This is a genomic window from Acidobacteriota bacterium, from assembly GCA_029861955.1.
GTDB lineage: Bacteria > Acidobacteriota > Polarisedimenticolia > Polarisedimenticolales > Polarisedimenticolaceae > JAOTYK01.
In genome coordinates this window covers 1-23,384 of sequence record JAOTYK010000044.1, presented here as the reverse complement: position 1 = coordinate 23,384, position 23,384 = coordinate 1, and the positions used below count along the sequence as shown (strand labels likewise).

16 protein-coding genes and 1 pseudogene are annotated in these 23,384 nt (G+C 63.7%); 8 read left to right on the top strand and 9 right to left on the bottom strand.

All coding sequences use genetic code 11. The features are described 5' to 3' along the window. The 4 genes from OES25_15610 to OES25_15595 all read left to right on the top strand — a co-directional run. The coding region (locus tag OES25_15610) for a hypothetical protein (protein MDH3629067.1) at positions 1-2,007 on the top strand (2,007 nt) is incomplete at its 5' end. 248 nt (positions 2,008-2,255) lie between these two features. Beyond that, positions 2,256-2,663 carry a MerR family DNA-binding protein gene (locus tag OES25_15605; GenBank protein ID MDH3629066.1) on the top strand — a complete coding sequence of 136 codons (408 nt, stop codon included), beginning with the start codon at positions 2,256-2,258 and terminating at the stop codon, positions 2,661-2,663. After that, entirely contained in the window at positions 2,663-2,899 is a 237-nt protein-coding gene (locus OES25_15600; GenBank protein ID MDH3629065.1) for a hypothetical protein, read from the top strand. Before OES25_15605 ends, OES25_15600 begins: the two co-directional genes overlap by 1 nt. Further along, positions 2,896-3,282 carry a hypothetical protein gene (locus tag OES25_15595; protein MDH3629064.1) on the top strand — a complete coding sequence of 129 codons (387 nt, stop codon included), beginning with the start codon at positions 2,896-2,898 and terminating at the stop codon, positions 3,280-3,282. The genes OES25_15600 and OES25_15595 overlap by 4 nt, the downstream gene beginning before the upstream one ends. Before the next feature lie 18 nt (positions 3,283-3,300). Here OES25_15595 and OES25_15590 read toward each other — a convergent pair whose 3' ends face one another. Together OES25_15590 and OES25_15585 are read right to left on the bottom strand one after the other, a co-directional pair. Then, positions 3,301-4,434 (bottom strand): N(5)-(carboxyethyl)ornithine synthase, encoded by a 1,134-nt coding sequence (locus OES25_15590; protein MDH3629063.1) that lies wholly within the window; start codon positions 4,432-4,434, stop codon positions 3,301-3,303. Between the two features lie 13 nt (positions 4,435-4,447). Continuing rightward, positions 4,448-5,803 carry a saccharopine dehydrogenase NADP-binding domain-containing protein gene (locus tag OES25_15585; GenBank protein ID MDH3629062.1) on the bottom strand — a complete coding sequence of 452 codons (1,356 nt, stop codon included), beginning with the start codon at positions 5,801-5,803 and terminating at the stop codon, positions 4,448-4,450. Between the two features lie 209 nt (positions 5,804-6,012). Between OES25_15585 and OES25_15580 the strand changes: the two genes are divergently transcribed. The 4 genes and pseudogenes from OES25_15580 to OES25_15565 all read left to right on the top strand — a co-directional run bounded on the left by OES25_15580 (position 6,013) and on the right by OES25_15565 (position 11,284). Next, a complete protein-coding gene (locus tag OES25_15580; protein ID MDH3629061.1) occupies positions 6,013-8,580 on the top strand; it encodes a cation:proton antiporter in 2,568 nt (855 codons plus the stop codon). Positions 8,581-8,638: 58 nt separating this feature from the next. Beyond that, positions 8,639-10,329: pseudogene (locus OES25_15575) on the top strand (NAD-binding protein). A gap of 59 nt (positions 10,330-10,388) precedes the next feature. After that, positions 10,389-11,006 carry a hypothetical protein gene (locus tag OES25_15570; protein MDH3629060.1) on the top strand — a complete coding sequence of 206 codons (618 nt, stop codon included), beginning with the start codon at positions 10,389-10,391 and terminating at the stop codon, positions 11,004-11,006. Continuing rightward, positions 11,003-11,284, top strand: coding sequence for a hypothetical protein (locus tag OES25_15565; GenBank protein ID MDH3629059.1), 282 nt, complete (start codon positions 11,003-11,005; stop codon positions 11,282-11,284). Before OES25_15570 ends, OES25_15565 begins: the two co-directional genes overlap by 4 nt. A gap of 63 nt (positions 11,285-11,347) precedes the next feature. On the opposite strand, the gene OES25_15560 is transcribed toward OES25_15565, so the two are convergent. The 7 genes from OES25_15560 to OES25_15530 form a co-directional block, all read right to left on the bottom strand. Further along, complete coding sequence (locus tag OES25_15560) at positions 11,348-12,676, bottom strand: hypothetical protein (GenBank protein ID MDH3629058.1); 1,329 nt, start codon at positions 12,674-12,676, stop codon at positions 11,348-11,350. 145 nt (positions 12,677-12,821) lie between these two features. Next, positions 12,822-14,357, bottom strand: coding sequence for a sulfatase-like hydrolase/transferase (locus OES25_15555; GenBank protein MDH3629057.1), 1,536 nt, complete (start codon positions 14,355-14,357; stop codon positions 12,822-12,824). Positions 14,358-14,458: 101 nt separating this feature from the next. Next, positions 14,459-16,708, bottom strand: coding sequence for an HAD-IIB family hydrolase (locus OES25_15550; protein MDH3629056.1), 2,250 nt, complete (start codon positions 16,706-16,708; stop codon positions 14,459-14,461). Positions 16,709-16,742: 34 nt separating this feature from the next. Beyond that, the gene (locus OES25_15545) at positions 16,743-17,549 is read right to left on the bottom strand and encodes an HAD family hydrolase (GenBank protein ID MDH3629055.1); all 807 of its coding nucleotides are present in this window, start codon (positions 17,547-17,549) and stop codon (positions 16,743-16,745) included. Between the two features lie 10 nt (positions 17,550-17,559). Then, positions 17,560-19,302, bottom strand: coding sequence for a glycosidase (locus OES25_15540; protein MDH3629054.1), 1,743 nt, complete (start codon positions 19,300-19,302; stop codon positions 17,560-17,562). 302 nt (positions 19,303-19,604) lie between these two features. Then, positions 19,605-20,756: a VWA domain-containing protein gene (locus tag OES25_15535; GenBank protein ID MDH3629053.1), complete on the bottom strand. Its 1,152-nt coding sequence runs from the start codon at positions 20,754-20,756 to the stop codon at positions 19,605-19,607. 92 nt (positions 20,757-20,848) lie between these two features. Then, positions 20,849-23,384: DUF11 domain-containing protein (locus OES25_15530; GenBank protein MDH3629052.1), on the bottom strand; the 2,536-nt coding region annotated here is incomplete at its 5' end.

The window sequence follows — 23,384 nt, the reverse complement described above, 5'->3', positions numbered from 1 at the left end:
GGCATGGGTGGAACAAACATCGCGAAGACCGACCAGGCGATCGTCGATTGCACGGCGCCGATCATCAGCAACATCGTGACGGCGGACGTCCAGCCACGTAGCGCGACGATCACGTTCGATACGGATGAACCCGCCGTCGGCACCATCCGTAATGGGACGTCATGTGCCGCGTTGACCGGGTCCGACTCGGAGTTCGTCGCGGTCACGGGCCACTCGGTCGAGGTGACGGGCCTACAGGACGACGCGACCTACTTCTACGCGGTCGACGCTGACGATCGGGTGGGCAATGCCGCCAGCGACGACAACGGCGGCGCCTGCTACAGCTTCACCACACCGGAGGTCCCCGACTTCTTCACCGAGGAGTTCATCGGTGACCGCGACACCGACCTCCTGCGTCTCGCCTTCATCCCGAACGGGACGAACGAGTTCTACACGGCGTGCAACCTTCCGATCACGGAGTTTCCTACGGACCCGGCCGGCGGCACGACCGTCACGCTGACAGACGACCAGTCAACTGAGGTCAGCCTCACCGGCGGCGCCACCGTATCCCTGTACGGCACCGCCTATAGCTCGTTTTTCATCAGCAGCAACGGCTACGTGACCTTCGGCACGGCTGACAGCGACTACGACGAAACGCTCGGCGAGCACTTCGCGCTTCCCCGGATCGCCGCGCTTTACGACGACCTCAATCCTGCCGGCCAGGGAACCATCAGCTGGAAGCAACTCGCCGACCGCGCTGTGGTGACGTGGGACGGCGTACCGGAGTACAGCACCAGCAACGTCAACGAGTTCCAGATCGAGATGTTCTTCAACGGCGTGATCACGATGAACTACGTCAACGTCGCCTCGACCGACTGCATCTCCGGTCTGTCGGCGGGTGCCGGACTGGATCCTGATTTCTTCGAGAGCGATCTGTCGGGAACTCCGTCCTGCGGCGGTGCCGAGTGCTTCGACGGCGTCCAGGGCCCGAACGAGGAACGCATCGACTGCGGCGGTCCGTGCCCGGCGTGCCAGTGCACGACCGACGTCGCATGCGATGACGGAAGCTTCTGCAACGGGCTCGAGGCCTGCAACACGTTCGGCGCCTGCGAGGCGGGTACAGACCCCTGCCCCGGCGAGGTCTGCGACGAGTACCACGACGCGTGCGTCGATTGTCTCGCGAACACGGATTGCGACGACGGTCTGTTCTGCAACGGCGTCGAGCAGTGCGACTTCGACAGGACATGCCTCGCAGGCTCGACGCCGTGCCCGTGGACAACCTGCGACGACGCCGGGGACGCCTGCATCGTCTGCGACGACGACGGCACCTGCGAACCGGGCGAGGACTGCGCCAACTGCCCGGGCGATTGCATCAGTGGCAGCTACCCCACCTGCGGCAACGGTGTCTGTGAGGCGGCCGAGGGCGAGACCTGCGTCAGTTGCCCGGACGACTGCAACGGTAAGCAGAACGGGACGCCTGCGGCCCGTTACTGTTGCGGCGACGGCGTCGAAGGCGAGGGCGCGGTGACCTGTGGCGACGCCCGCTGTAACGCCGACGGGAACACCTGTTCGTCGACGATCATCCTCGCCTACTGTTGCGGGGATACGGCCTGCGAGGACATCGAATCGCTCGGCAACTGTCCGGCGGATTGCACCGTGGCGGTTCCCGGCGAGGCCGCTCCGGGCGGCACGTTAATCGTGACCGACAAGGATGTGTCGGGCGACACCCTGTCGATCAGTTTCGGCGTTCCCTGCGGCTCGACAAATCACACGATCCAGTACGCACAACTCAATCCGACCAACCTACAGAACTACAGCTGGGGCGGTCAGGTGTGCAACGTCGGCATGTCCGGGAGTTACGACTGGCTTACATCCGGGGCGCCCGCAACGATGTTCTTCGTCGTGGTCGGCCACAACGGTGTCGAGGAAGGCTCCTACGGCCGGTCCAGCTATGGATTCGAACGGTCGGACGACCAGACGTCGGTGGATTGTCCGATGGTTCAGAACCTGCAGTACGTTTGCGACTGAGGTGGGGCAGCGGGCGAAGTGTTAGGGACACCCCCTATCGACGACGCTCGCTTCGCCGCCGCCTCAGCACTAGAACCAGACTACGCAGCACTCCGCCAGTCAGCAGTAAGCATCCGACTCCCATCGCCCCAAGAACGGGGCGCATTGCAATTCTAGGGCCCGTACCACGAAACGGAGTCAAGTGCGCCGCAAGGCTTGACCCCGTACAATGGTACGGGCTTTAGACTGTCGCAGACGGGAGAACGGCCATGGAATCACTGACGATCGGCCAACTGGCTCAGCGAGCGGGCGTAGGGGTCGAGACTGTTCGATTCTACGAGCGCGAGGGGCTGATTTCGGAACCGCCGCGACGGCCATCCGGCTATCGGGACTATCCGCTCGAGACCGTGGCACGAATCGTGTTCATTCGCAGGGCGAAGAAACTCGGCTTCACCCTGAAGGAAGTCAACGAGCTCCTGAAGCTGCGAGTGCGACCGAGGCGGAGCTGTGCGCTGGTCAAACAGAGTGCTGACGCCAAGATCGCTGACATCGACGGAAAGATCGCTGCCTTGCGAGGAATGCGAGGAGCGTTGAGGAAACTCACCAAGGCCTGCGAGGACCGCATTCCCACGACGGAGTGTCCGATCCTCGCTTCGCTGGGTCAACAGGGAAGCTGATGAATCCCAACGCGATCGAACCGCAATCGACGATTACTTGTCCGCAGTGCGGTCACTCCAAGGACGAGACCATGCCGTCGAACGCGTGCACGTTCTTCTATCTGTGTGAGGGCTGTGGCACGCGCCTGCAGCCGAAACACGGCGACTGCTGCGTTTTCTGTTCCTACGCCACCGTGCCGTGCCCGCCGATCCAACGAGAGACGGGGTGTACGTCACACGCACGGGAGAAGAGATGACCCGGACGACGACCGAGCCGACGCGAGACGTGATGTCAAGCGGGCTACGCATGGTGTTGCTCTACGGTCTGCCTGGCATCGCCATCTACCTGACCGGTAACTACGGACCACGCGAGGTCGCGGCGATCGTATGGCCCGTGGCGTTTCTCGTCATGGGTGTCGCGTGTGTCGCCAACGCGCGACGTTGTGGTCGAGTGCATTGCTTCTTCACAGGACCGCTCTTCCTTCTGGCTTCGGTGCTATCCGCCCTCCACGGATGGCGCGTGGTGGATCTTGGTCCTCGCGCCTGGGAACTCATCGGCTACGGAACGTTTGCTATTGCGTTCATTCTGTATTTCGCGCCGGAAGCGGTGTGGGGGAAGTACTTCAGAAGACATGGGTGAGCGTTGGTTCGGGGTTCGTCAGTCAGCGACGGCGTGGGGAAAGTCGACCGCGCGGTGTTGGAAACGGGCGATCTTCGGATTGCGGAGCACCCCGTCGCGGATCTCGATGGCCCGCCGGATCGTCTCGTCCCCCGCCCACGCGTCCGCTCCGCCCATGACCGTCTCGAGGAACGCAACGACGACCCGGGACAGCTCCCACGAGGCGCTCTGCCACAGATAGCTCGGGGTGTGGTCGACCGCGTAGTAGGTCACCGTGCCCACATCGAAGGTGGGCCGCTCGAACGAAGTGGGGCGCGCGAAGGGAAAGCCCATCGCGAGATCGCAGCTGACGTCGACGATCAACGCGCCCTTCTTCAGCCGGTCGGCTTCCTTCTCGCCCAGGAACATCAGCGGCCGGTCGGTGTCCTGCAGGATGCCGTTGACGATCACGTCGCCCTCTGCCAGCGAATCGACGAGCGGTCGGACGGTGCCGTCTTCCTCGACGACCGTCATGCCGTCTCTCGACTCGTCGTCGATCATCTGCCCGTAGCGGCAGCCGAGGATCTTGTCGTGGACGTTCCACGGCGGGCGTTGCGTGTAGACCGAGATGTCGGTGAAGCCCCGACCCTGCAGGGCGAAGATCGCGCCCCGGCTGACCGAGCCGTGGCTCAGCACGCGGGCCCGGGACCGGGGGCCGTAGTATCCGTCCTTGCCGGCCAGGCCCAGAGCGTGGATCACGCCGCAGTAGCCGGCCATCTCGTTGTTGCGGTCGAACAGATGCATCTCGCGCATCTCGCCCTTCCAACCGAACATCGCCTCCCACGCGATCAGGGTCAGCCGCCGGTCGATGGCGACCTGGGTGATCTCTTCCTGTTGCACGCAGTGGGGCCAGCCCCAGAGGATGCCTCCCTCGCGCATCTCCAGCAGGTCTTCCGATTGGGGCTTCGGCAGCAGGACGACGTCACAGCCTGCGAGCAGCTCGTCACGAGCCGCCACTCCACCAAAGTGACGGACCAGTTCGTCGTCCGCGATGTTGAACGGCTTGCCGTATCCGTTCTCGAAGCGCATCGAGCCGCGCACGGACTGGGGGATGAAGTCGAAGTGGTCGGGGTGGATCGGGAGGCGCTGTTCGTTCTCTTTCCGCGAGCGGGCGATCACGCCAAGGCTGAGCATGGGGTCTCCTTCGTCATGGACTCTGAAGCGGCTGAGTCGTCTCGGTGAAACGCAGGCCGGCCCGTTCGATCTCCCGCAGCACGGGGGCGAAGATCGACGGGTGTGTCGGGATCAGGGTGCCGGTCAGCGACAGCTCGCCGCGCAGCAGCAGCCGAGTCGCGATGGCCACCGGCAGACCGACAGTCCTGGACATCGCGGTAAAACCACCGGGCTCGCCCTCGACGACGAGCGTCGAGCAGATCCGCTCGGGCGCACGATCGCCGTCCGGATACTCGACATCCAACTCGTGGACCAGTACAACCATGTCCCGCGTGTCGTGCGTCAGGGGAAGCCGTTTATTCAACAGGTGAACGAGCATGGCCGCGGAGGTGTCGCCCTTGCAGCCGATGCGCTCGTCCGAGAGCAGGCCGAGCCAGCGGAGGTTCTCCATGATCGTACCGGTCGGGCTGATCCGCAGGAATCTGGCGATCCGCTGCTCGATCGGAGCGTCCGAGATGTTCAACGGCAGGAACATCTTCACGACATCGGCGTAGCTCCGGTCGGCCAGTTCGGGGATGCGAAGCGTCTCGTTGGGCAGCCCCAGCCGCACGATCTGCGCCCAGGTCTCGCTCCAGCCCGGATAGCGCAGCGTGCCGCGGATCATCGTCTTGACGTGCTGCAGGCCAAACGACTGCATGTACGACATCGAGTCGCGATTGGCGTAGGCCTCCAGCTTACCCACCCCGTCGACCTCCACCGCCCAGGTGTGGTGGAAGACCTGGTGGAACGGCACGATCTTGATGTTGCCGTGTTCCATGTACTGGGCGCCCTCGAAGCCGGCCATGACCACGTTGCGCGGATCCCATGTGATCACGTAGCGCAACGGGTTCTGTTTCTGTTCGGGCGCGGGAATTCCGCTGCCGTAGGAGCAGAACCCGACGATGCGGCCACCTTCATCCTCGAGGCGGCGGATCAACGAAATCGCCGACATGTGGTCGATCCCCGGATCGAGGCCCATCTCGCAGAGCAGCAGCACGCCCTTGCGCTTGGCGTCCATATCCAGGTCGCGCACCGCCTGGTCCCGATACGAGACCGAGATCATATGCCGTCCGTGGGCCACGCAATCCCACGCGACCAGGTCCTGGTAGGCCGCGGGCAGCATGTTGATCACGACGTCGGCATGCTCGATCTGGGTCGAGCGCAGCTCTGCGTCGTTGACGTCGGACCTGACCGCGTCGCCCCGCGGGTGCGCGCCGACGCAGCGCTGCGCCAATTCGAGGTCGAGATCGCCGACGGTCACGAACCAGTCCTCTCTTTCGGCATCCTCGAGCAACTGCGCCACCAGGAAGGAAGCGCTCTGTCCGGCGCCGAGTACGAGTAGCTGCTTCACGGTCGTGACCCCTCCGGATGCCCCAGCGGGCCCGTCGATGATTCCACGGTAGCAAAGTTTTGCCCACGCCGGAGCGCTCAGACCTCGCTTGGGACAACCCAAGGGACCCATCCTCTCGATTATTCGCCCCCTCGGAAAAACCCGGGTCGTTTCAGTGCTTGATCGATCGCGCCGCCGAAGTTACGCTCGGCGCACGGAGAACGAGAAACGTGCACGAAATCGCCGTCGATCTACTCATCCTGCTCGCCGGCATCTGGCTGGTTGCGGTCACACTGCGTCGGCTCGGCCTGCCAACGGTGATGGGAGAGCTGATCGTCGGCGTACTGGTCGGCCCGGCGGTCTTTGGCCTGATCGAGCCCAGCGAGGCGATCACCCTGCTGGCCGAGATCGGCATCTTCTTTCTGATGTTCCACGCCGGGGTCGAGACGCAGCCCACGGAGTTCTTCCACGCCCTCAAGCGCTCACTGGGCGTCGCCATCGTCGGCGCGGCGGTCCCCTTCGCGGTCAGCTTCGGCGTGGCCACCGCCTTCGGCCTTGACCGGGTCGCCGCGACGTTCGTCGGGCTGACCATGACCGCCACGGCGGTGGTGATCACGCTGAAGAGCCTCAAGGACCTGGGGCTGGCCAACACGCGGCTGGCCCGCATCATCATCGCCAGCTGCGTGATCGATGATCTGCTGACGCTGGTGTTCTTCGGGTTGATCGTCGGCGTGCTCTCGGGGGGCAGCTTCGAGCCGATCAGCGTCGCGATCACCGTGGGGAAAGTGGCCCTCTTCTTCGCCGTCGCGGTGCTGGTCGGACGGTTCATCTATCCAAGGCTCAACCTCCCGTTCCGCTCGGAAGGCGGCAAGGGCTTCACATTCATCCTGCTCGCAGCGTTCGCCCTGGGGTTGTTCGCCGAGGCGATCGGACTGCACATGATCCTCGGTGCCTACCTCGCAGGCCTGTTCTTCGAGACCAAGGTGGCTCATCCCAACCTGGTGAAGGTGGTGTTGGATCGCTCGTACGGCATCGCCTATTCGTTCCTGGGTCCGATCTTCTTCATCTCCCTCGGTTTCTCGATCACGTTCGACATCGGCGCTTCGGAGATCGCCTTCCTGTCGTTGCTGACCGGGGCGGTCATCGTGGGCCAGATCGTGAGCGCCGGCGGCATGGCGATGCAGATGGGGCTGCCCGCGCGGGAAGCCCTGACGGTCGGTGTCGGCATGTGCGGTCGGGCCGAGCTGGCGTTCATCCTTGCCTCGCTGGCCCTCACCCAGGGCGTGATCGGCCAGTCGGTCTTTTCGGTGCTGATCTTCACCGCTTTCGTGCTGAACCTGTTTACGCCGCTCGCGCTCAAGGGCTGCGCGGTGATGCTGGAGGGACGAGCCGTCCGGCAGGATGGCGCCACACGCGGCGTGCTGCAGGTCGACAAGTTCACGCCGGCGTTTACACAGAAGGGGCTGGAGGGGCTGCTGCCGCAGGCGCTTCCCGACCTGGCGGACGGTGTCGTCGTCTACGGCTACGGCCCCGAGGTCGAATCGCTGATGTCGGAGTTGGAGCGGCGCGGCCTGCCGACGGTGGTGATCGAGGAGGACGAGTCCGTCGCACGACGCCTTCACGAGCAGGGTCAGCGGGTCGTCCACGCGATCCTCGCCGAGAAGGCACTCGATCTGGGCCCGCTGGTCCGCGCCCGCGCGCTGGTCGCCAACGGCGACGACGACAAGAACGCGGTACTTACGCTGGAGGCCCGCGAGCAGGGCTTCAGCGGACCGATCGTGGCGCTGGTTCGAGAGCCGCGCAAACAGGCGGCACTGATGCTCGCCGGCGCCACCGCGACTTTCACGCCGACACGGGTACTCGCCGCGACGATCGCCGCGCGGGCCAGCGTGAAGATCAGTCCTCGCGTTGAAGGCGTGCAGCCTCTCGGGCCGCACCTCGAGGTCGCGGAGTTGCGTCTGCATGACGCCAGCCCCCTGGCCCATCAAACGCTGGCCGGAGCGGCGATCCGCACGAAGTTCGGGATCGACATCGTGGGCCAGTGGCTCGAAGAGGAACTACTCTCGGCCCCCGCTCCGGACGAGCCGCTGCAGCCCGGAACGATCTTGATCGCGGTCGGAAGCCCCGAGAACATTCGCGGACTCCGCGAGATGGCCCGTCCGATAACCCACGAAAGACGCCTGATCGTGGTCGGACACGGTAAGGTCGGGAAGCCGATGACTCGTTTCTTGCGCGACGCCGGAGAAGAGGTCTGCGTCGTCGACCTGGTCGACGGAGAAGGCGTCGACGTGGTCGGCGATGTTCTCGAGCAAGAGGTGCTCGGGCAAGTGGGCGTCACGCACGCCCGCGCTGTGATTCTCAATCTGGGCGACGACAGTACGACCCAGATCGTAGCCAAGGTCATTCGCCAGCACGCGCCCGATTTGCCGATCATCGCCGGCGTGATGCTCGGCGGGAATGTTAGCCGCATCCAGAAGGCCGGCGTCGACTCCGCGATCTCGCTCAGCCAGGTCGCCGGACAGCTCCTGACCCGGCATGTGCTCGGCGAGACCGTCTCGCTGCAGCCCAGGATCAAGCTCGTCAAGACCGGGCCGGGCCCGATCAAGGGCAAGCACCCACACCGGGCCCGCATTCGGGAGCGCACCGACTGCTCCGTCGTCGCCGTGGAGCGTGACGGCGCGGTGCTGATGGACTATCCGCCCGAGTTCCGCCTCGCCGCCGAAGACGCGCTGTTCATCTGCGGCACGACCCAGGCCGTCAACCGGTATTACGACGAGTTTCCGGCATCGCACCTGTAGGCTGGAGAATTTTGAGCCAAACCAGAAAAGGCGTCGGGTTTGCAGTAGCCTATCAACGATGAGCACGATCACCACCCAGGTCAGTCACTTCCTGCGCAAGAACACCACCCGGAAGAACCTGCGGATCCTCGTACGGCTCTTGGTGGTGCTCGCCGTCATCGTCGTCATCAACAGCGTGCTGTTCCACCTGTTGATGATGCGGGAAGGGCGCGAATTCAGTTGGTTCACCGGGACCTACTGGACCCTGACGGTGATGTCGACGCTGGGGTTCGGAGACATCACGTTCGAGTCCGATCTGGGGCGCGCCTTCTCCATGTGCGTGTTGATGACGGGCACGGTCTACATGCTGATCCTGCTTCCGTTCTCGTTCATCCGTTTCTTCTACGCGCCGTGGGTTAAGCACAGTCGGAAACGCGCGCGCTGCGCAAGCTTCCGCCGGAGATGAGCCGCCACGTGCTGCTGACGAACTACGACGAGGTCTCCAGCACGCTGATCAACAAACTGCAGCAGTACCATTACCCCTACTTCCTGCTGGTCCCCACCCTCGGCGAGGCGCTGCGCCTGCACGACTCGGGCGTCAAGGTCGTGCTCGGCGACCTCGATAACCCGGAGGTCTACCGCAATCTGCAGGTCGAGCGCGCAGCCATGGTGGCCACCACGGCGAGCGACCCGGTCAACACGCACGTGGCCTTCACGGTGCGCGAACTCACCGCGGACGTGCCGATCATCGCCACGGCCGACGATCCGGCCTCCGTCGACATCCTCGAACTCGCCGGCTGCTCTTTCGTACTCGAGATACCCGAGATGCTGGGCCAGTCGCTAGCGCGGCGCACGCACGGAAGCGACGCGAGGGCGCAGGTGGTCGGCCGCTACGGCGATCTGCTCATCGCCGAGACGACGATCGCCGGTACGCCGATGGTCGGAAAGACGCTCCTGGACATCGGTCTGCGTCGAGAGCTGGGAATCACGGTCGTGGGCGTCTGGGATCGCGGCAAGTTCAAGACGGCGCGGCCCGAGACGACCGTGGCCGCGAACTCGGTCCTGGTCCTCGCCGCGGGCCAGGGGGCGCTCGACCGATACAACGAGCAGTACCGCGACCATGGCGCCTCGGACGTACCCACGGTGATCATCGGCGGTGGCCGCGTCGGCCGCGCCACGGCGCGCGCCCTGACCGAGCGGGGACTGACCTATCGCATCGTCGAGCAAGACCCGGAGCTGGCCCGCGAGTCCGACGCCTGCGTCGAGGGCAGCGCCGCGGAGCTGTCCGTCCTCAAAGAGGCCGGGATCGAGCGGGCACCGGCGGTGATCATTACGACCCACGACGACGACATGAACGTCTACCTGACAATCTACTGCCGCCGCCTGCGGCCGGACATCCAGATCATCAGCCGGGTCGCGATCGAGCGAAACATCTCAACCCTGCACCGGGCGGGGGCGGACTTCGTCATGTCGTATGCCTCGCTGGGAGCCAACGCCACGATGAACTTCCTGGAGCACGGTCAGACCCTGATGGTGGCGGAGGGCCTCGACGTGTTCAAGATCAAGGTGCCCCCCTCGCTGGTCGGCAAGGCCATCGCCGAGTCCGGCATTCGTCGGAAGACCGAATGCACCATCATCGCCATCGAAGAGGCCGGTACGATGCGGATCAACCCGGATCCGACCCAGCCACTTCCGACCAACGCCGAGATCATTCTCATCGGCAGCGCGGAAGGCGAGAGTCGCTTCCTCAGCACGTTCGTCAGCGACTGAGCCTTCATGAGTGTAGGCTAGTCTCTCGCGATAGACACCATTGGATGGAGGACGTCGGCATGATCAAGAACTGGATTTGGATTGCGGCTGCGCTTCTGCTTCTCGTAGCGCCACCTCTCGCCGCCCAGGACTCGAAGGTTGAAGACAGGGAACCCAGTCCTCGCGACACGGAAGACGTCGTCGAGCGAACCCGTAGCGGGGTCGAACGCGTCCGCGAACGCGTGCGCCGGGCGATCCGCCTACCCGAGGTCGTGCAAGAGTCGAAAGACGCGGGCGTCTCCGAGGAGCAGGTCCGCGACGTCCTCGAATCGGCCCGAACCAGGGGCATCCCCGCCGGCGACGTGGGGCAAATCCTCGAGGTCGAAAACGAGGCCATCCGCCAGGGCGGCAACCCCGACAACTTCGGAGCAGCCGTTCAACAGATGAAGGCCAGCGGCTTACGTGGCCGCGAACTCGCCGAGGCGATCCACGCCGAACAGTACGCTCGTGGGATGAAGAAACCGAAACGAGACAAGGCCTACAAAGGTCGCGGGAAGGGAAAGGGAAAGAGTCACGGCGACGAACGGGGCCACGATGACTACGATGAGGATCGATTTGACGACGACGAGGACGAGGACGAGGACGACGATCCCAAGTCCAAGGGCAAATCGAAACCGAACAAGGAGCGAGGCAAATGATGCGTCGAAAACGAGGAGCCCTGACGGTTGTTCTTCTGATTGTCCTCGCGATGGCCGGTTGCGCCGGGGACGCGGTGAACGATGCTTCGCCCCCCGAAGAGCCGGGCCTGGCGGAGCATGCGGCGGCAATAGCACTCGAAATTGAGGCCGACCCCGATTCGACCGAACAGATCCTGGAGCGCTATGGGCTGTCGGCCGAGGAGTTCGAGAATATGCTGCTCGAGATCAGCGAAGACGAGGCGATGCGCGAGGCGTACACCGCGCTTGTCGGAGACTGACGACCTGACAGACTCTTCACTCAAGTTCGTGTCGATGAGCGAGTGAGGCACAGCGCGCCCCGTTCAGGGGTTGGGAGGGCAACTCCCCGCGTTGTCGCGCGCGCTGTTCCCACAGAACCCCGACGGAACAGGACCGTTTCGATCGACTCCCCCGCCGTCTTGCCCCCAGGCCCCCTCGATTCCGGCCCCATCCTCCGCAACCACGAGAAACCAGGTCGAACCCGCGGGCGTCACCGCCCAGTCGAATGACCCGGTGCTGCCGAGGCTACAGACCGCGCCGTCCAGCGCGTACGAAGACACCGAGGCGAGCGAGCCGTAGAGCAGCTCGTAACCGCTCGCCTGGCAGGTCTCCACGTCCCAGGAGACCCGAATCGATTCCGCCGCCGCCGTCAACTTCTCCACGGCCAACGGCTTCGTTCCCATCCTGCCGTCCGGCACGGCGACCGGCGCGCCGCAACTCTCGGGTGGGAACACCAGATCGCTTGCCCCGGCGAACCGACCCGTCCCGTCGACAAAGACGCCGAGATACGTCCCGTCCGGCTCGAACCTGTGGACCTCGGTTTCTCCCAACGACGTGGTGTAGAGGCGTCCGTCGGGCCCGAAACGGATCCCGTGCGGGAAGACGCTGGACCCGGCCGCGACGAGGACACCGAGGTTCTGTCCGGTGACGCGGTCGAATTCGAGGATCTGGTCACCCTGGTAGTCCGGGACATAGAGGTTCCCGTTCGGCCCGAACGTGAAGTTGTGGACCTGCGCAAGGCTGGGGTCGTTCGCAAACTCCGCGGTCCCCGGCGTCCCCAACGGACCAGGCTTCGGTGCACCTGTCGCTCCGTCGAAACGCATCACGCCGTTGTTCGCCGTACCGGGAACGTAGAGATCGCCGTCCGCGCCGAAACGCAAGAGCGCGGCACCGGCCAGGCCGCCACTTCCGTCGGGGACGAAGGTGTCGATGAACGCACCCGTCGTTCCGTCAAACCGCAGCACGCTGCTGGCGCTGGCGACGTAGAGATTGCCATCGGGTCCGAAGTCCAGGCCTCCGGCGTTGTTCAATCCGCCGGCCCCCGGGGCGACGAATTCAGCGGTGCCGGGCGTCCCGGTGGAGCTGGGAAACATGGCTCCGTTGGGTTCTGTCGTCGTACTGAAACGTAGGACGGAACTGGTGCCGGCCGATGTCAGGTAGAGACTGCAGTCCGGTCCCAGCATGATGCCGTGCGGGTTCGAAGCGATCGGGATGTAGACGTTGATGAAGGCGCCCGTCGAGGCATCGAACCTCTGGACGTCGCTATCGAGGAAGGTCGCGACAAGCATATTCCCTGCGGGTACGGGCGTGACCAGTCCGAGACCCAGGACCATCGCGAGTGCCGCGGTGACGCGCGATTGGGAAGTGCTCATCGTTCCCCCCTTTGGACCTCGTTGGCCGTCATCTACTAGATTAAGGGAAGCGCCGATTGAGCGGTTCGATCGCCGAGGACGCATACCCACCACCACTGAACGTTGGTTCCAACGCCGGGACTCGACGCCGAAAGGGGCGAATCGGCTACTGGACGTAGCCCAGGGACTTCAACGCCTCGAGGCGCTTTTCATCCAGCTCCGGATCATTTTCTACCACGTGGGCAGCGAACGCTTCGACGAGCCCGGCCTTGTATTCACCAAGCATCGTGCGCGCCTCGGCGTGAGCGGGAAGCTCGGGATCGAACAAGTCGTTTTGTTCCCACGGATCCGCGGCGAGATCGTACGCTTCGCAGACGTAGTTCGTCCCATCGAGCGTCCTGTGTTTGAATAGCGTGTCCCCGTCTCTCAAGCCAACCCAGATGGTTTCGGGTTTGTAGCCGGGGAACAGCGAATTCGCCAGCGTGATGTCCTTCCACTGCTCGGTCTCTTCCTCCGACCAGACTTCCGGCGCGAAGGAGGTGTGGAACCATGCCTTTAACGCGGGTTCGGGCTCTTTGCCGAGCACCGCGCGTGAAAGGTCGACGCTATCTGGGCGGTCTTCGAACTCGAGGCCGAGCAAACCTGTCAGCGTCGGCGCCAGATCGATCGACCGCGTCACGGCGTCGTACGGCTTGCTGGGGATGCCCAGACGTCCTGAGCGAATGATCAGCGGAACGTTCATCACCTCGTGACTCAGCTGAAAACTGTGGGTCCACTTGAACGGCGCGTTCTCGCGGTACATCAACTCACCGTGATCCGACGTGAACGCCACGAGGCTGTCATCTTCGAGGCCCGCTTCGCGGATCGCATCCATCACGCCGCCGAAGATGCCGTCAAGAATGTTGATCTGCGTCTTGTACGCGGCCTCCAGATACGCCGCAAGTTGGTCGGCGTCGTCTCCGGACAGCCCCAGCTTTTCGATCGTCTCCGGGTAATTGTACTGGAGCTCGAGCATCTGCTCCTGGAACAACAGGTGCATCTTCGATGCCCGTTTCCAGTCGACGTCGCGGGTGTGCTCGGGATAGTGTTTCCCGAAACCGGCAACCATGTCCGGATTGGCGTAGGGCCAATGAGGGATGGCGTTGTTGTGGATGATCGCCACTTTGTAGGTTGGATCCTGGGCCAGCCGCTCTAGAATCCGGACGAACGGCGCCGACTTGTCTCTCAACAACCCCTGGTACACCTGCTCGAAGTCCACGCCCTGGCCGTAATTGAAACGCTTGGACGACATCTCATGCGCGTCCCAGAAATGCGTGTCGTAACCGGCGGCGTGAAGCGACTCCGAGAGCATCTCGATCTCGTTCGGAATCCGGCTGGGGTGGTGGTACACCTCGTGGGTCCGGACGTCGCCCCCGGTGTAGATCGACGCGAACGCGATACCCGACTCTCCCGCCTCGGTGTGATGGCGAGCGAAGACGCGACTCTTCTCGGCGAACCGTTTCAGGTTTGGCGTGTAGATCGCGTCGGCCGAGTACGGGGCAATGTAGTCCTTGTTCAGAGAGCAGGTTGTGTACACAACAACCAGGCGTGGCGATTCGTCGGCGGGCTGATTGCACGACACGAATAGAAGCGGGAGCGCCACAATCCCCGTCAGGGTGACGCACAACGACACGCGACGCAGCCGATCTTGTATGCGACCCAACACGTGGGCTCCTTCTTCCGTCGCGTAAAACCCAGAGAATCGGTTCGTACTGAATTCCGGCGCATGGTATCAGACACGAACGAACCGGCCGAGTCGCAGCGCTACGACTTAGCGGGATCCGGAAGCGCCGACGCAGAGACTGCAATGCGGGTCTCTGAAGCAACTCCGCCGTAAGGGACTATTGCCTCCGTGACGCCCCTCGGATCGATCGCCGGGACTCGAATCTCGCCCAGGAAGTCGTAGTGCTCGATCCCTTCCAGGATGCCCCAGGCGTTGTGCCCGTCGGCGAAATAGACCTGCGAATGACCACGCAGTTTTTCCAGATCGGGGTCGTGATTGCCGACCACGACGCCGAGCGTCTTGCCGGTCAACATCTCCTCGTCGTTCCCCGAATCGCCGGCCACGAGGCAGTTCTCGATCGGGATTCCCCAGCGCAGGCAGAAATAGCGCACCGCCATTCCCTTGGAGGCTCGGATCGGAAGCACATCGAGGTATGCGTTGTGCGAGAAGATGAGCTTGGCCTGCAGGCGGCGCCGGCGAAGCCGGGCACGGATCTCAGGCAGCGGGGGCATCTTCTCCGGGTCCACGTCATAACTGATCTTGTAGCGACTCTGGCCCTCCGGCCCCTGCAGTTCGACGCCGGGCAGTCCCTTCATCGCCTCGCGCAGCCGCTCCGGTTTCCAGCGATAACGGATGTGCCGCTCCCAGCCGTAGTCCTCGACCAGTTTCGAGCCGTAGCGGATGGCACTGCCGACGGAGGTGATCAGCACCTGCGGTGTGGGGATCTTCCATCGGTTGAGCACCTCGCGGGTCAGGGCGATGCTGCGGCCGGTGGCGATCGCGAAGGCGACCTCGGCGTCGGAGTCGCGGAGGGTCTTGATCAGTTCTCGCAGTCCCCTGCGATCGCCGATCAACGTGTTGTCGATGTCGGCCACGACGAGGCGATCAAAGGTGATCAGGCGGCCCTTGACCGCAAAGAAGCGTCGGTCGCGCTCCGCCTTGCCGACCAGCTTACGCACCGTCTTCACGGTGCGTTCGGCGTGCGCCGACCAGGAGTAACGTTTGGAGCCGCGGACCCCGGCCCGTGACCAGCGGAGCCACTGCTTGCGGTCCTTGATCGCGTCGAGCAGCGCCGATCCGATCTCCTCGCAGGACAACGGATCGACAAGCGTGCCGTTCCGGCACCGCGCGAGGATATCGCGCGGTCCGCCGTCGGCCGTGCCCACGACCGGCACCCCGCTGGCCGCGGCCTCCAGCAACGTCAGACCGAATGGCTCGGTAAGCGCCGGGTTGACGAACACGCCGCGGGTCTCGGCCGCCAGCCTGTAGAAGCGCGAGATGTCCTCGCGTTCGTGCGATTTCGGATAGGCCACCTTGCCGTACAGATCGTACTCGTCGATCAGCTTGAGCACGTCGGTCAGGACTTCGGCGGCGCCGGGGTCGAGATCGTCGATGCGCTTGCGGTTGCCGAGCACCAGCACCAGGTTGGCACGCTCGCGCAGTTCGTCGTTCGTGGCGTAGGCCTCGACCAGCCGCAGCACGTTCTTTCGCGGATCGGCGCGCGAGATCGCCAGCACCATCGGCTTCTTCGGGTCGCGCAAAAAACGCGCGACGCGCGCGAACGCCGGGTTCGAGCGTGGCGAGCGCCGGATGCCGCGAGTCGTGAAGCTCTCCAGGTCGACACCCGGCGGGATGACGACCATTCTGCGCGGGTGGTAGTTCTCGTACTCCGCGTACTGTTCCTCGACTTCCTGTTGCGTGCTGGCGACGACGACCCCGGCGTGATCGAGCGCGGTCTCCTCGGCCTCGATGCGGCGGGTGATGTGGTACTTCTTCTCGATGCGGTCCGCCGGCGTACCCTGTTCGAGCAACCGTGCCAACTTGACCCGGCCGAGCGAGTGCCCGGTGAACGCCATCGGCAGGTTCAACAGGCTGGAGACGCGCGCCGCGACGTACCCGGCATCGGCATAGTGCCCGTGGACCAGATCGGGCACCGCGCCCCGAGAACGCAGGTCGTCGATGACGTGGTCGACGAACTCGTCGAGGTGCGACCACAACAGTTCCTTGCGGATGTAACGCCGGGGGCCACAGCGGATACGCCGTATCGAGACGTTCGGTCCGAGCGGTTCCACCGGCAGGGCGTAGTCGTCGTCGACGTCGGGATCCTCGATCAACCGCGTGATCAGGTCGACGCTCGCGACCTCAGGCTGCTCCCCGAGCACCCGGGCCAACTCGAGGACGTAGAGGATCTGTCCTCCGGTGTCCGGGTCGCGACCCAGTTCCGGGCGCCGTCCACGCAAGAGGCCGTGGATGCTGAACATCATCAGGTGCAGAGGCTTGCGATCCGGCATGGGTCAACCTGCTAGGCGGCTAGTATAGCCCCAATCAGGCGAAAAGACCGTAGTGGTAAGCCCCCTCGATGACGCCACTGGTGTAGTAGCCGTTCAGACCGCGGAAGTCGCCCTTCGCGAAGTAAACCGTGAGCGCCGGGTTCCGTTCCTGCGCCTGTTTCACATTGGCCACGAGTTGCTCGTCCGCGTTGCGCACGAGGACGCCGCGGAAGCCGGCGGTCAGCGGGAAGATGTCGTTGCCGCTGTCGCCACAGAACACGACCTCGCCCTTGGGGCAGCCGTAAGCCTGCGCCGCGTATTCCAGGGCCGTCTGCTTGGTCGCGCTGGCCGGTAGGAAGTCGAGCAGGCCCTTGCCGTCGTGCGAGTCGAAGCTGTAGACGATGACCTCGTCGAACTTGCCCTTGATCCGGCCGTCGACCTGCTCCAGCACGGTCTCCCTGCGCTCGTGTTCGACGTAGTAGCTCTGCTTGAACGCGTTCTGGTGCTCGCTCTCCTGTTCGCGCATGCCCTCGATCCCGGCAACGGCGTCGCGGATCGCTGCGGCGTCCCAGCGCGGGCTCGCCTGCTTCACGTGGGCATCCCAGCCCGGGTCCGGCGTCCAGCGGCCCTGCTCGAACCTGCGAATCGTCGTTCCTACGTCGCCGCAGAGCACGTCCGGGTGACGCACGCCGTACTCCTCGATCGCCTTCTCCGTGAGATCGAGATTGCGGCCCGTGACGTAGACGACGAGCGTGTCGTGTCGCACGGTCAGCTCGTTGAACATCTCGATCGCCTGTGGGTCGCCCTCCCAGTGGCCGTTGGGCAGCAGCGTCCGGTCCAGATCGGTCGCAAGTATCTTCATCGTCGCGCTCCTAGCCGTACGACAGCCGGATTTCCTCGCCGGCGTCGTTCCGATGGGTCACTACAAACGTGTAATCGAACAGGTTCGCGCTCAGTGAGGCAACGGAGTCCCCGTTGGTCCAGGTCATGCGCAATTCGTTCTCTTCACAGTCGTGAATCGTCAGCGTGCCGTCGAAGGCCTTGGAGTTGTTACGCAGCCGGATCAGCTGGAGCTGGTTCCGGACGACGATGCGCCCCAGCTGGGCCTCGACGTCCTCCATCTTCATCGTCGTCCGGTTGATCTCCTTATGCCCACCGGTGCCGCCCCGATCCGCCGCCAGGTAGTCGTTCCGCCCGGCGAACAGATCCAGATACCAGATCTGCGGAGTGCCCGGCATGAACAGCTGGATCGCCCGCGCCAGGCGCAGCTTCATCTCGTCCTCGCCGAGGGCGCTGAAGAACGTGGCGTTGACCTGGTAGTAGCCGATCTTCTTGCCGTCGGCACCGTACAGATTCTTGACTCGACCACCCCGATCGAGGATCCGGCCGATCATGCCCTCGATCTGCTCGTCGCTCAGAAGGCCCTCGCGCGCGTCGCCGGACTCGCCGCTCAGATCGAGCACCGGGATGCCGTCATGGCAGCCGAGCATGTTGATCGTGCGGAGCTTCTTCGACACGATCTCACGGGCCCAGTTCAGCAGGTGGGTGTTCGTACCGCGATCGAGGGCGTCGATCACCAGGCCGGGGAAGAAGAAGTCGTAGACCGGAAAACCCTCCCCGGCGACCTCCTCGTGAAGGCCCTGTCCGTACCTCGAGTGGATCTCGGGCAGGAGGATAAGATCGTGACGGCGGGCCATCTGCCGCAGCCGCTCGAGATACTCCCACGTCCCCGGTTTGTTGAAGAAGTTCATCTCGCCGGGTTGCTTGTGTAGGTAGGCAAACGCGTCCAGACGAACCATCCGGGCGCCGAACCGTCGCAGCTTGCCCAGCGTTTCGTCATAGAATTCCCAGACCTTCTCGGAGTTCGCGTTCAGGTCCATCTGCCCGAGGTAGTGGCGCTTGCGCTCGACGATCTGGATGACGTCTTCCCGGCTGCACGAGAATCGGTCGACGTCGAGGTCGTTCACCCCTCCATGGGTTTCCAGTTCCTCGGTGCAGATCCGCGCAAGCGTCACCGCTTCCTTGTGAGTCAGTCCTTCGATCTCCAGAAGGTCCTCCGGAGTCAGCTCCGGGTAGCTCACCTTCTGGTAGAACGTGTTCCAGTACGGCCGATGGGAGCCGTCCGGGAAGCGTACGTCGAGAATCGGCAGTCCCGGCTTGCGCATGAACAGCTTGTCCAGGTGCTTCTTCTTCGGGACGATGTGGCCGTTGGGGCCCATCTGGCCCTCGCCCCGCCAGAAATCGTTCCAGTCGATGAAGAAGTCCTTGTACTCAGAGTCGTCCCCATTTCGCAGCATGTCCTGAAATTGCGGAGATCCCACGGAGAGGTGATTCAGCACCAGGTCGAACTTGAGGCCGAGGCCGAGTTTCCGGAGGGCCTCGATGTCCTTCGCCGTGACGAGTTCCTCGTTGAACTCGTAATCGATAATCGAGAAACCGCGGTCCAGGTCGCTGTGGAAGAACGTGGGCAGGATGTAGAACAGCGAGAAACATCCCTCGAGCTCCGGTCGTCGCAGCAGTTTCACCGCGTCGGCCAGGTTGCGGCCGATGCTGTCGGGGTAGGCGTTGAACATCACGCCCTTCGGCGACGGGGACGATTTCGATGGGTCGGTCATGTCGCGAGCCTCGATAGTTCCGCGAGCGTAGCGCACCGCGGCCGCGGCATTTTAGGACAAAGAGCGGGTTTCGGCACCACAAAAAGGGCCAGGACGGCCGCCGATAACTCGGAGTGTCGGTCAGCCCAGTTTTTGAACAGAACGCGGAACGCGATCTTCCGGAGTTGCTGCGCGTGAGTCGATCAGGCCCTCTAACACGGTGAAGAGTTCTGAGCGCAGCTTGAGGCGTCGGATATCCGGTTCGAGCGGTAACGGTTTAGGATGCAAGAGCGCGCGGGGAGTTCCTCGCGAGATTGCGACCTTCAGGGACTCTCGGGCCGAAAGCCCTTCTCGGACAACTGCTTGCGAATCGCGCGACGGACCACTCCGTCGAAGGTGCGCGAGCCGTCGATCCCCTTCTTCTTGGCCTGCCCGGCAACGTGGTCCCGTCGCTGCGCGCTGAGCAGCAAGATCTGCTGCCGGATCTCCTGGCGTTTCCGGAACTGTTGCTCGATATAGGACTCTCGTTCGGCGTAGGTCATCTCACGCATGACCTCCGGCAACTCGGCCTCGTCGATCTCGTAGAGCTCGATTTGACCCGATTGCAGGACATCGACGACATCCCATGTCTGCGAGTACAGCGCCCCGGCCTTGGTCTGGGCCCGGGTCGCCGCAGTGGCGGCGTTCAGCGACTGGGCATTCTCGTCCTGAGCGGTCTGGATCTTGAGGCGCCCCTTGCCGGCCTCGCCGAAGGGCACGTAGGTCTGGTTGAGCGCCGTGCTCAGTTCGGCCATTTCTCCATCGAACGGCGTCTCGGCCAACAGTGCCGCGGTGCGGTGATTGATCGAGGCGAACTGACCGCTGGCCATCTCGGCGAGGACCTTCCACGACTCCGCGTCGGGCTTCTGCTCTCGTCCACAGTAGACGGCGTGAACCACGAGGTCCTTACCCAGTGCATCGAGGGCCACCGAGCGCAGGTCGACCAGCTTGTCCTGCTCGGCCGACTCGTTTCCCGCAATGAACACAAGCTTGATGCTGTCGACAGAGTCGGTCCAGGCCAACTGTTCCACGGCCGCCTGCAGGACGCGAGCGACGTTCTCCTCACCCCCGCTGGTCTCGAGTTGAAACAGGCGCTCGGAGACGAGATCCAGATCCGCGGTCAGCGGAGACTCGATACGGACGTACCCGTTTTCGCGCCCGTTCTTGCTGTTTCCATAGGTCAGCAACGCTACCCGGAGTTGCGGCGGTGGATCGAGCTGTGTCAACTCGTTGACCACATCCCACATCGTCAAGCGCGCGGCGTCGATCAGAGTCTTCATCGAGCCGCTGGTGTCCAGCACGATTGCCAGTTCGATGATCCCTGCCGAATCGTCGAAGTCGAACGGCTCCTGGGCCGTCGGTCCGACGCCCCACGTCAGGCCGACCAGGCAGATCAGACTCAGGACAGCGGCCCTTCGTATAGGCTTGGTTCCCATCTTTACAGCCTCTCGCCATCCCGGCACTACGCTGGGAGCGCGGAAGAAAAGGGCCCGCCCCGAAGGGCGGGCCTTATTGCGTCTTCAGGCCATTATGGACACATGGGAGAGATGGCCTCCACCATGTAGTACCAGACCTCTCCGGGAGCGAGGCCGTCGTTCATATCCAACCATTGATGCCCGGCGGTCGCCGGGTCCATGTCGTCAACCAGGTCCGCGGTCCACTCCCCAGTCCAGGTCTCGTAGGACATGCTTGCGTCATGGCTGCGATGGACGGTGTAGCTGGTGGCGTTCGGATCGTCGAAGCCGAGCATCACGTGATCGCCGCTGGGATCCATGCTGGACATGCTGACACCCAGGTCGTCCAGGTATACGCCCTGGTTGCCTGACGGCGCCGGTCCGCAGTCGGCTTCACACGTGCAGGTCTCCTGCGGATCGCACACGGCATCGCCGCACACGGCCGAGCCCCCACCGGAGCCCCCCGAAGGGATGAAGATGTCCAGGAACGTCCCGTCGGCGAAGTTCATCCGAATCTGGTACGCCCCCTCATCCGCCTTCACGTCGAAGTGGAAAGCGAGTCTCTCGGCCACGTCGGCCTCCAACGTCCTCGCTATGGGGCCACCGCTCCACGGAGTCGGGTCGAACAGAGGCGGAGCCGGCATGTTCCCGAACTCGTCCTCGGGCATGTCGCCGATGAAGAGCCTCTGCAATGAGAGCGGTTCCGACACCCCCGGCGCGTTCCCTTGCCAGATCACGGTTCCGTCGAGAGTGACCTGTCTGAGGTCCCCATTGGACGTCGGCCAGATCAGCTCGAGGAACTTGATCTCCTTATCCATGTCGGTCAAGTTGGTCACGTTGACACTGCCGTGCTTGGCTTTCTTCTGGAACTTGTCGAGCAGGATGCCTTCTTTGATGGTCACGGATGCGGTGTCACAGACCTCGTCGCATTCGGGATCGCCAGTTCCGGCCGGGCCGGTGGTGCACTCGTCCTCGGGCGGGCAAGTGTCCGGGTACGAGTCCGTCCCGATGGCGGTTGCCGTGTTGTCGACCTCGAAGATATCCACCACGTTGCCGCAACTGCGGAAGAACGAACCGTCCTCACCGTTCGTCTTCTTGTAGCGGGCGATGGAGAAGTAGTCGATCTGCCAGTCCGGGTTGTCGACCGGATCCGGACCACCCGACTGCCCCCAGCCGCCCGTGTAGGCGTCCGAACAGGACAGGTGCAACTCGAACGGCTGGTCGAAAGGACCGTCACCGGGCGGGTCGAAGATGTAGTCGTTCTTGGTCAGGCCGGGGTCGCCCGCGGCGGTGATCAACATACCGTCCAGGTAGACCGGACCCAGAGCGTTCCCCTCGAGGATGCTCCCGTTGTCGAACACGAACCGGAACTCGGCACCGTTTCCGGTCCCGTCGCCGAAGATCTGGTCGCCCGACAGGAACGGCGCCACGATGTACGTCACCGTGATGAGCACCGACTCGTTCGCCGGGATCTGCAGCGTGCAGTCGACCATTTGCGGCGTCGGGGGTAACGGCGGAACGGCCGGGATGACCGGATCCACGGTACAGGTACCGCTACCGGTACCACCGTCGACCGCCACCACCATCACGCTGTCCGCCCAGAGGAAGCTGTTCAAGGTATCGGTGACCATCACGTCGACCGCATCCGACGGACCGGAGTTCGTCACCTCGATGGTGAACTCCTGGCCCGTTCCCTGCGGAACCTCGATCACGACCGGATCGAAGAGCTTCTCGATCGCGAGCGTGATGTCGACGAGGATGTCGATCGTGTCGTTGGCATCGTCGATGACGTTTTCGCCTTGCGGCGCTTCGCCCGTGACATCAGCCGTATTGAGAAGGTCGTCCGTCGCAACAACGTAAGACTCGACATCGAAGGTCACGGCAATGGTCACCGTGCCGTCGGGATCGAGGCTCGCGACCATCCACTCGATGTTATTGTCGTCGAGCCCGCCGTTGTCGACCTCGAACCCGGGCGCTCCACTCACGTCGGTCACCGTGAGTTTCGAGTCGACTATATCGGTGATCGTCACGTTAGTCAGTGTCACGTTGCCCGTGTTTTCCACAAGCAGCGTGAAGGACCCGGGGCTGCCCCCCGCAATCAAGGAGTCCTGGGCGAAGACCTTCTGGATCTCGATCGACCGAACCTGCGGGATCGGCACTGTCGCGTCGGCCGTGTCGTTCGGCGCTTGATCGCTCGACGCCGTCGCCGTGTTGTTCCTGACTCCGGCGTTGATGTCTTCCAGCGTGATGCTGTAGGTCGCGGTGCAGATCACCGCTGCCGAACCCGCATCCAACCGATCGATCACGTTGTCGTTGTCCGGCGGCCCACAGTCGATCGCGCTTAGACCGACCAGCGGATCGCTCACCACCACGTTGGTTAGGTTCGCCGTGCCGGTGTTCGCCACTGTGAAGGTATACGTGATGACGTCGCCCGGATTGGCTTGGTTGTCCATTCCGAGATCTAGCGTTCCCGTCTTGTCCAGACTCAGCTCGGGAGTCGTTACAGGATTGTCCTCCTGGTCATCCGGAGCATCGTCCTGAGTCGACGTCGCAGACCCGATGTTCACGATCGTCGTACCAAGATCGCTCGACCGCACCGTGTAGCTTCCC

Excerpts from the sequence above, each read along its gene's own strand:
- OES25_15540 (MDH3629054.1), bottom strand. The coding sequence starts at position 19,302 with ATGACCGACCCATCGAAATCGTCCCCGTCGCCGAAGGGCGTGATGTTC.
- OES25_15535 (MDH3629053.1), bottom strand. The coding sequence starts at position 20,756 with ATGGGAACCAAGCCTATACGAAGGGCCGCTGTCCTGAGTCTGATCTGC.
- OES25_15595 (MDH3629064.1), top strand. The coding sequence starts at position 2,896 with ATGACCCGGACGACGACCGAGCCGACGCGAGACGTGATGTCAAGCGGG.
- OES25_15600 (MDH3629065.1), top strand. The coding sequence starts at position 2,663 with ATGAATCCCAACGCGATCGAACCGCAATCGACGATTACTTGTCCGCAG.
- OES25_15545 (MDH3629055.1), bottom strand. The coding sequence starts at position 17,549 with ATGAAGATACTTGCGACCGATCTGGACCGGACGCTGCTGCCCAACGGC.
- OES25_15590 (MDH3629063.1), bottom strand. The coding sequence starts at position 4,434 with ATGCTCAGCCTTGGCGTGATCGCCCGCTCGCGGAAAGAGAACGAACAG.
- OES25_15550 (MDH3629056.1), bottom strand. The coding sequence starts at position 16,708 with ATGCCGGATCGCAAGCCTCTGCACCTGATGATGTTCAGCATCCACGGC.
- OES25_15560 (MDH3629058.1), bottom strand. The coding sequence starts at position 12,676 with ATGAGCACTTCCCAATCGCGCGTCACCGCGGCACTCGCGATGGTCCTG.
- OES25_15605 (MDH3629066.1), top strand. The coding sequence starts at position 2,256 with ATGGAATCACTGACGATCGGCCAACTGGCTCAGCGAGCGGGCGTAGGG.
- OES25_15565 (MDH3629059.1), top strand. The coding sequence starts at position 11,003 with ATGATGCGTCGAAAACGAGGAGCCCTGACGGTTGTTCTTCTGATTGTC.
- OES25_15570 (MDH3629060.1), top strand. The coding sequence starts at position 10,389 with ATGATCAAGAACTGGATTTGGATTGCGGCTGCGCTTCTGCTTCTCGTA.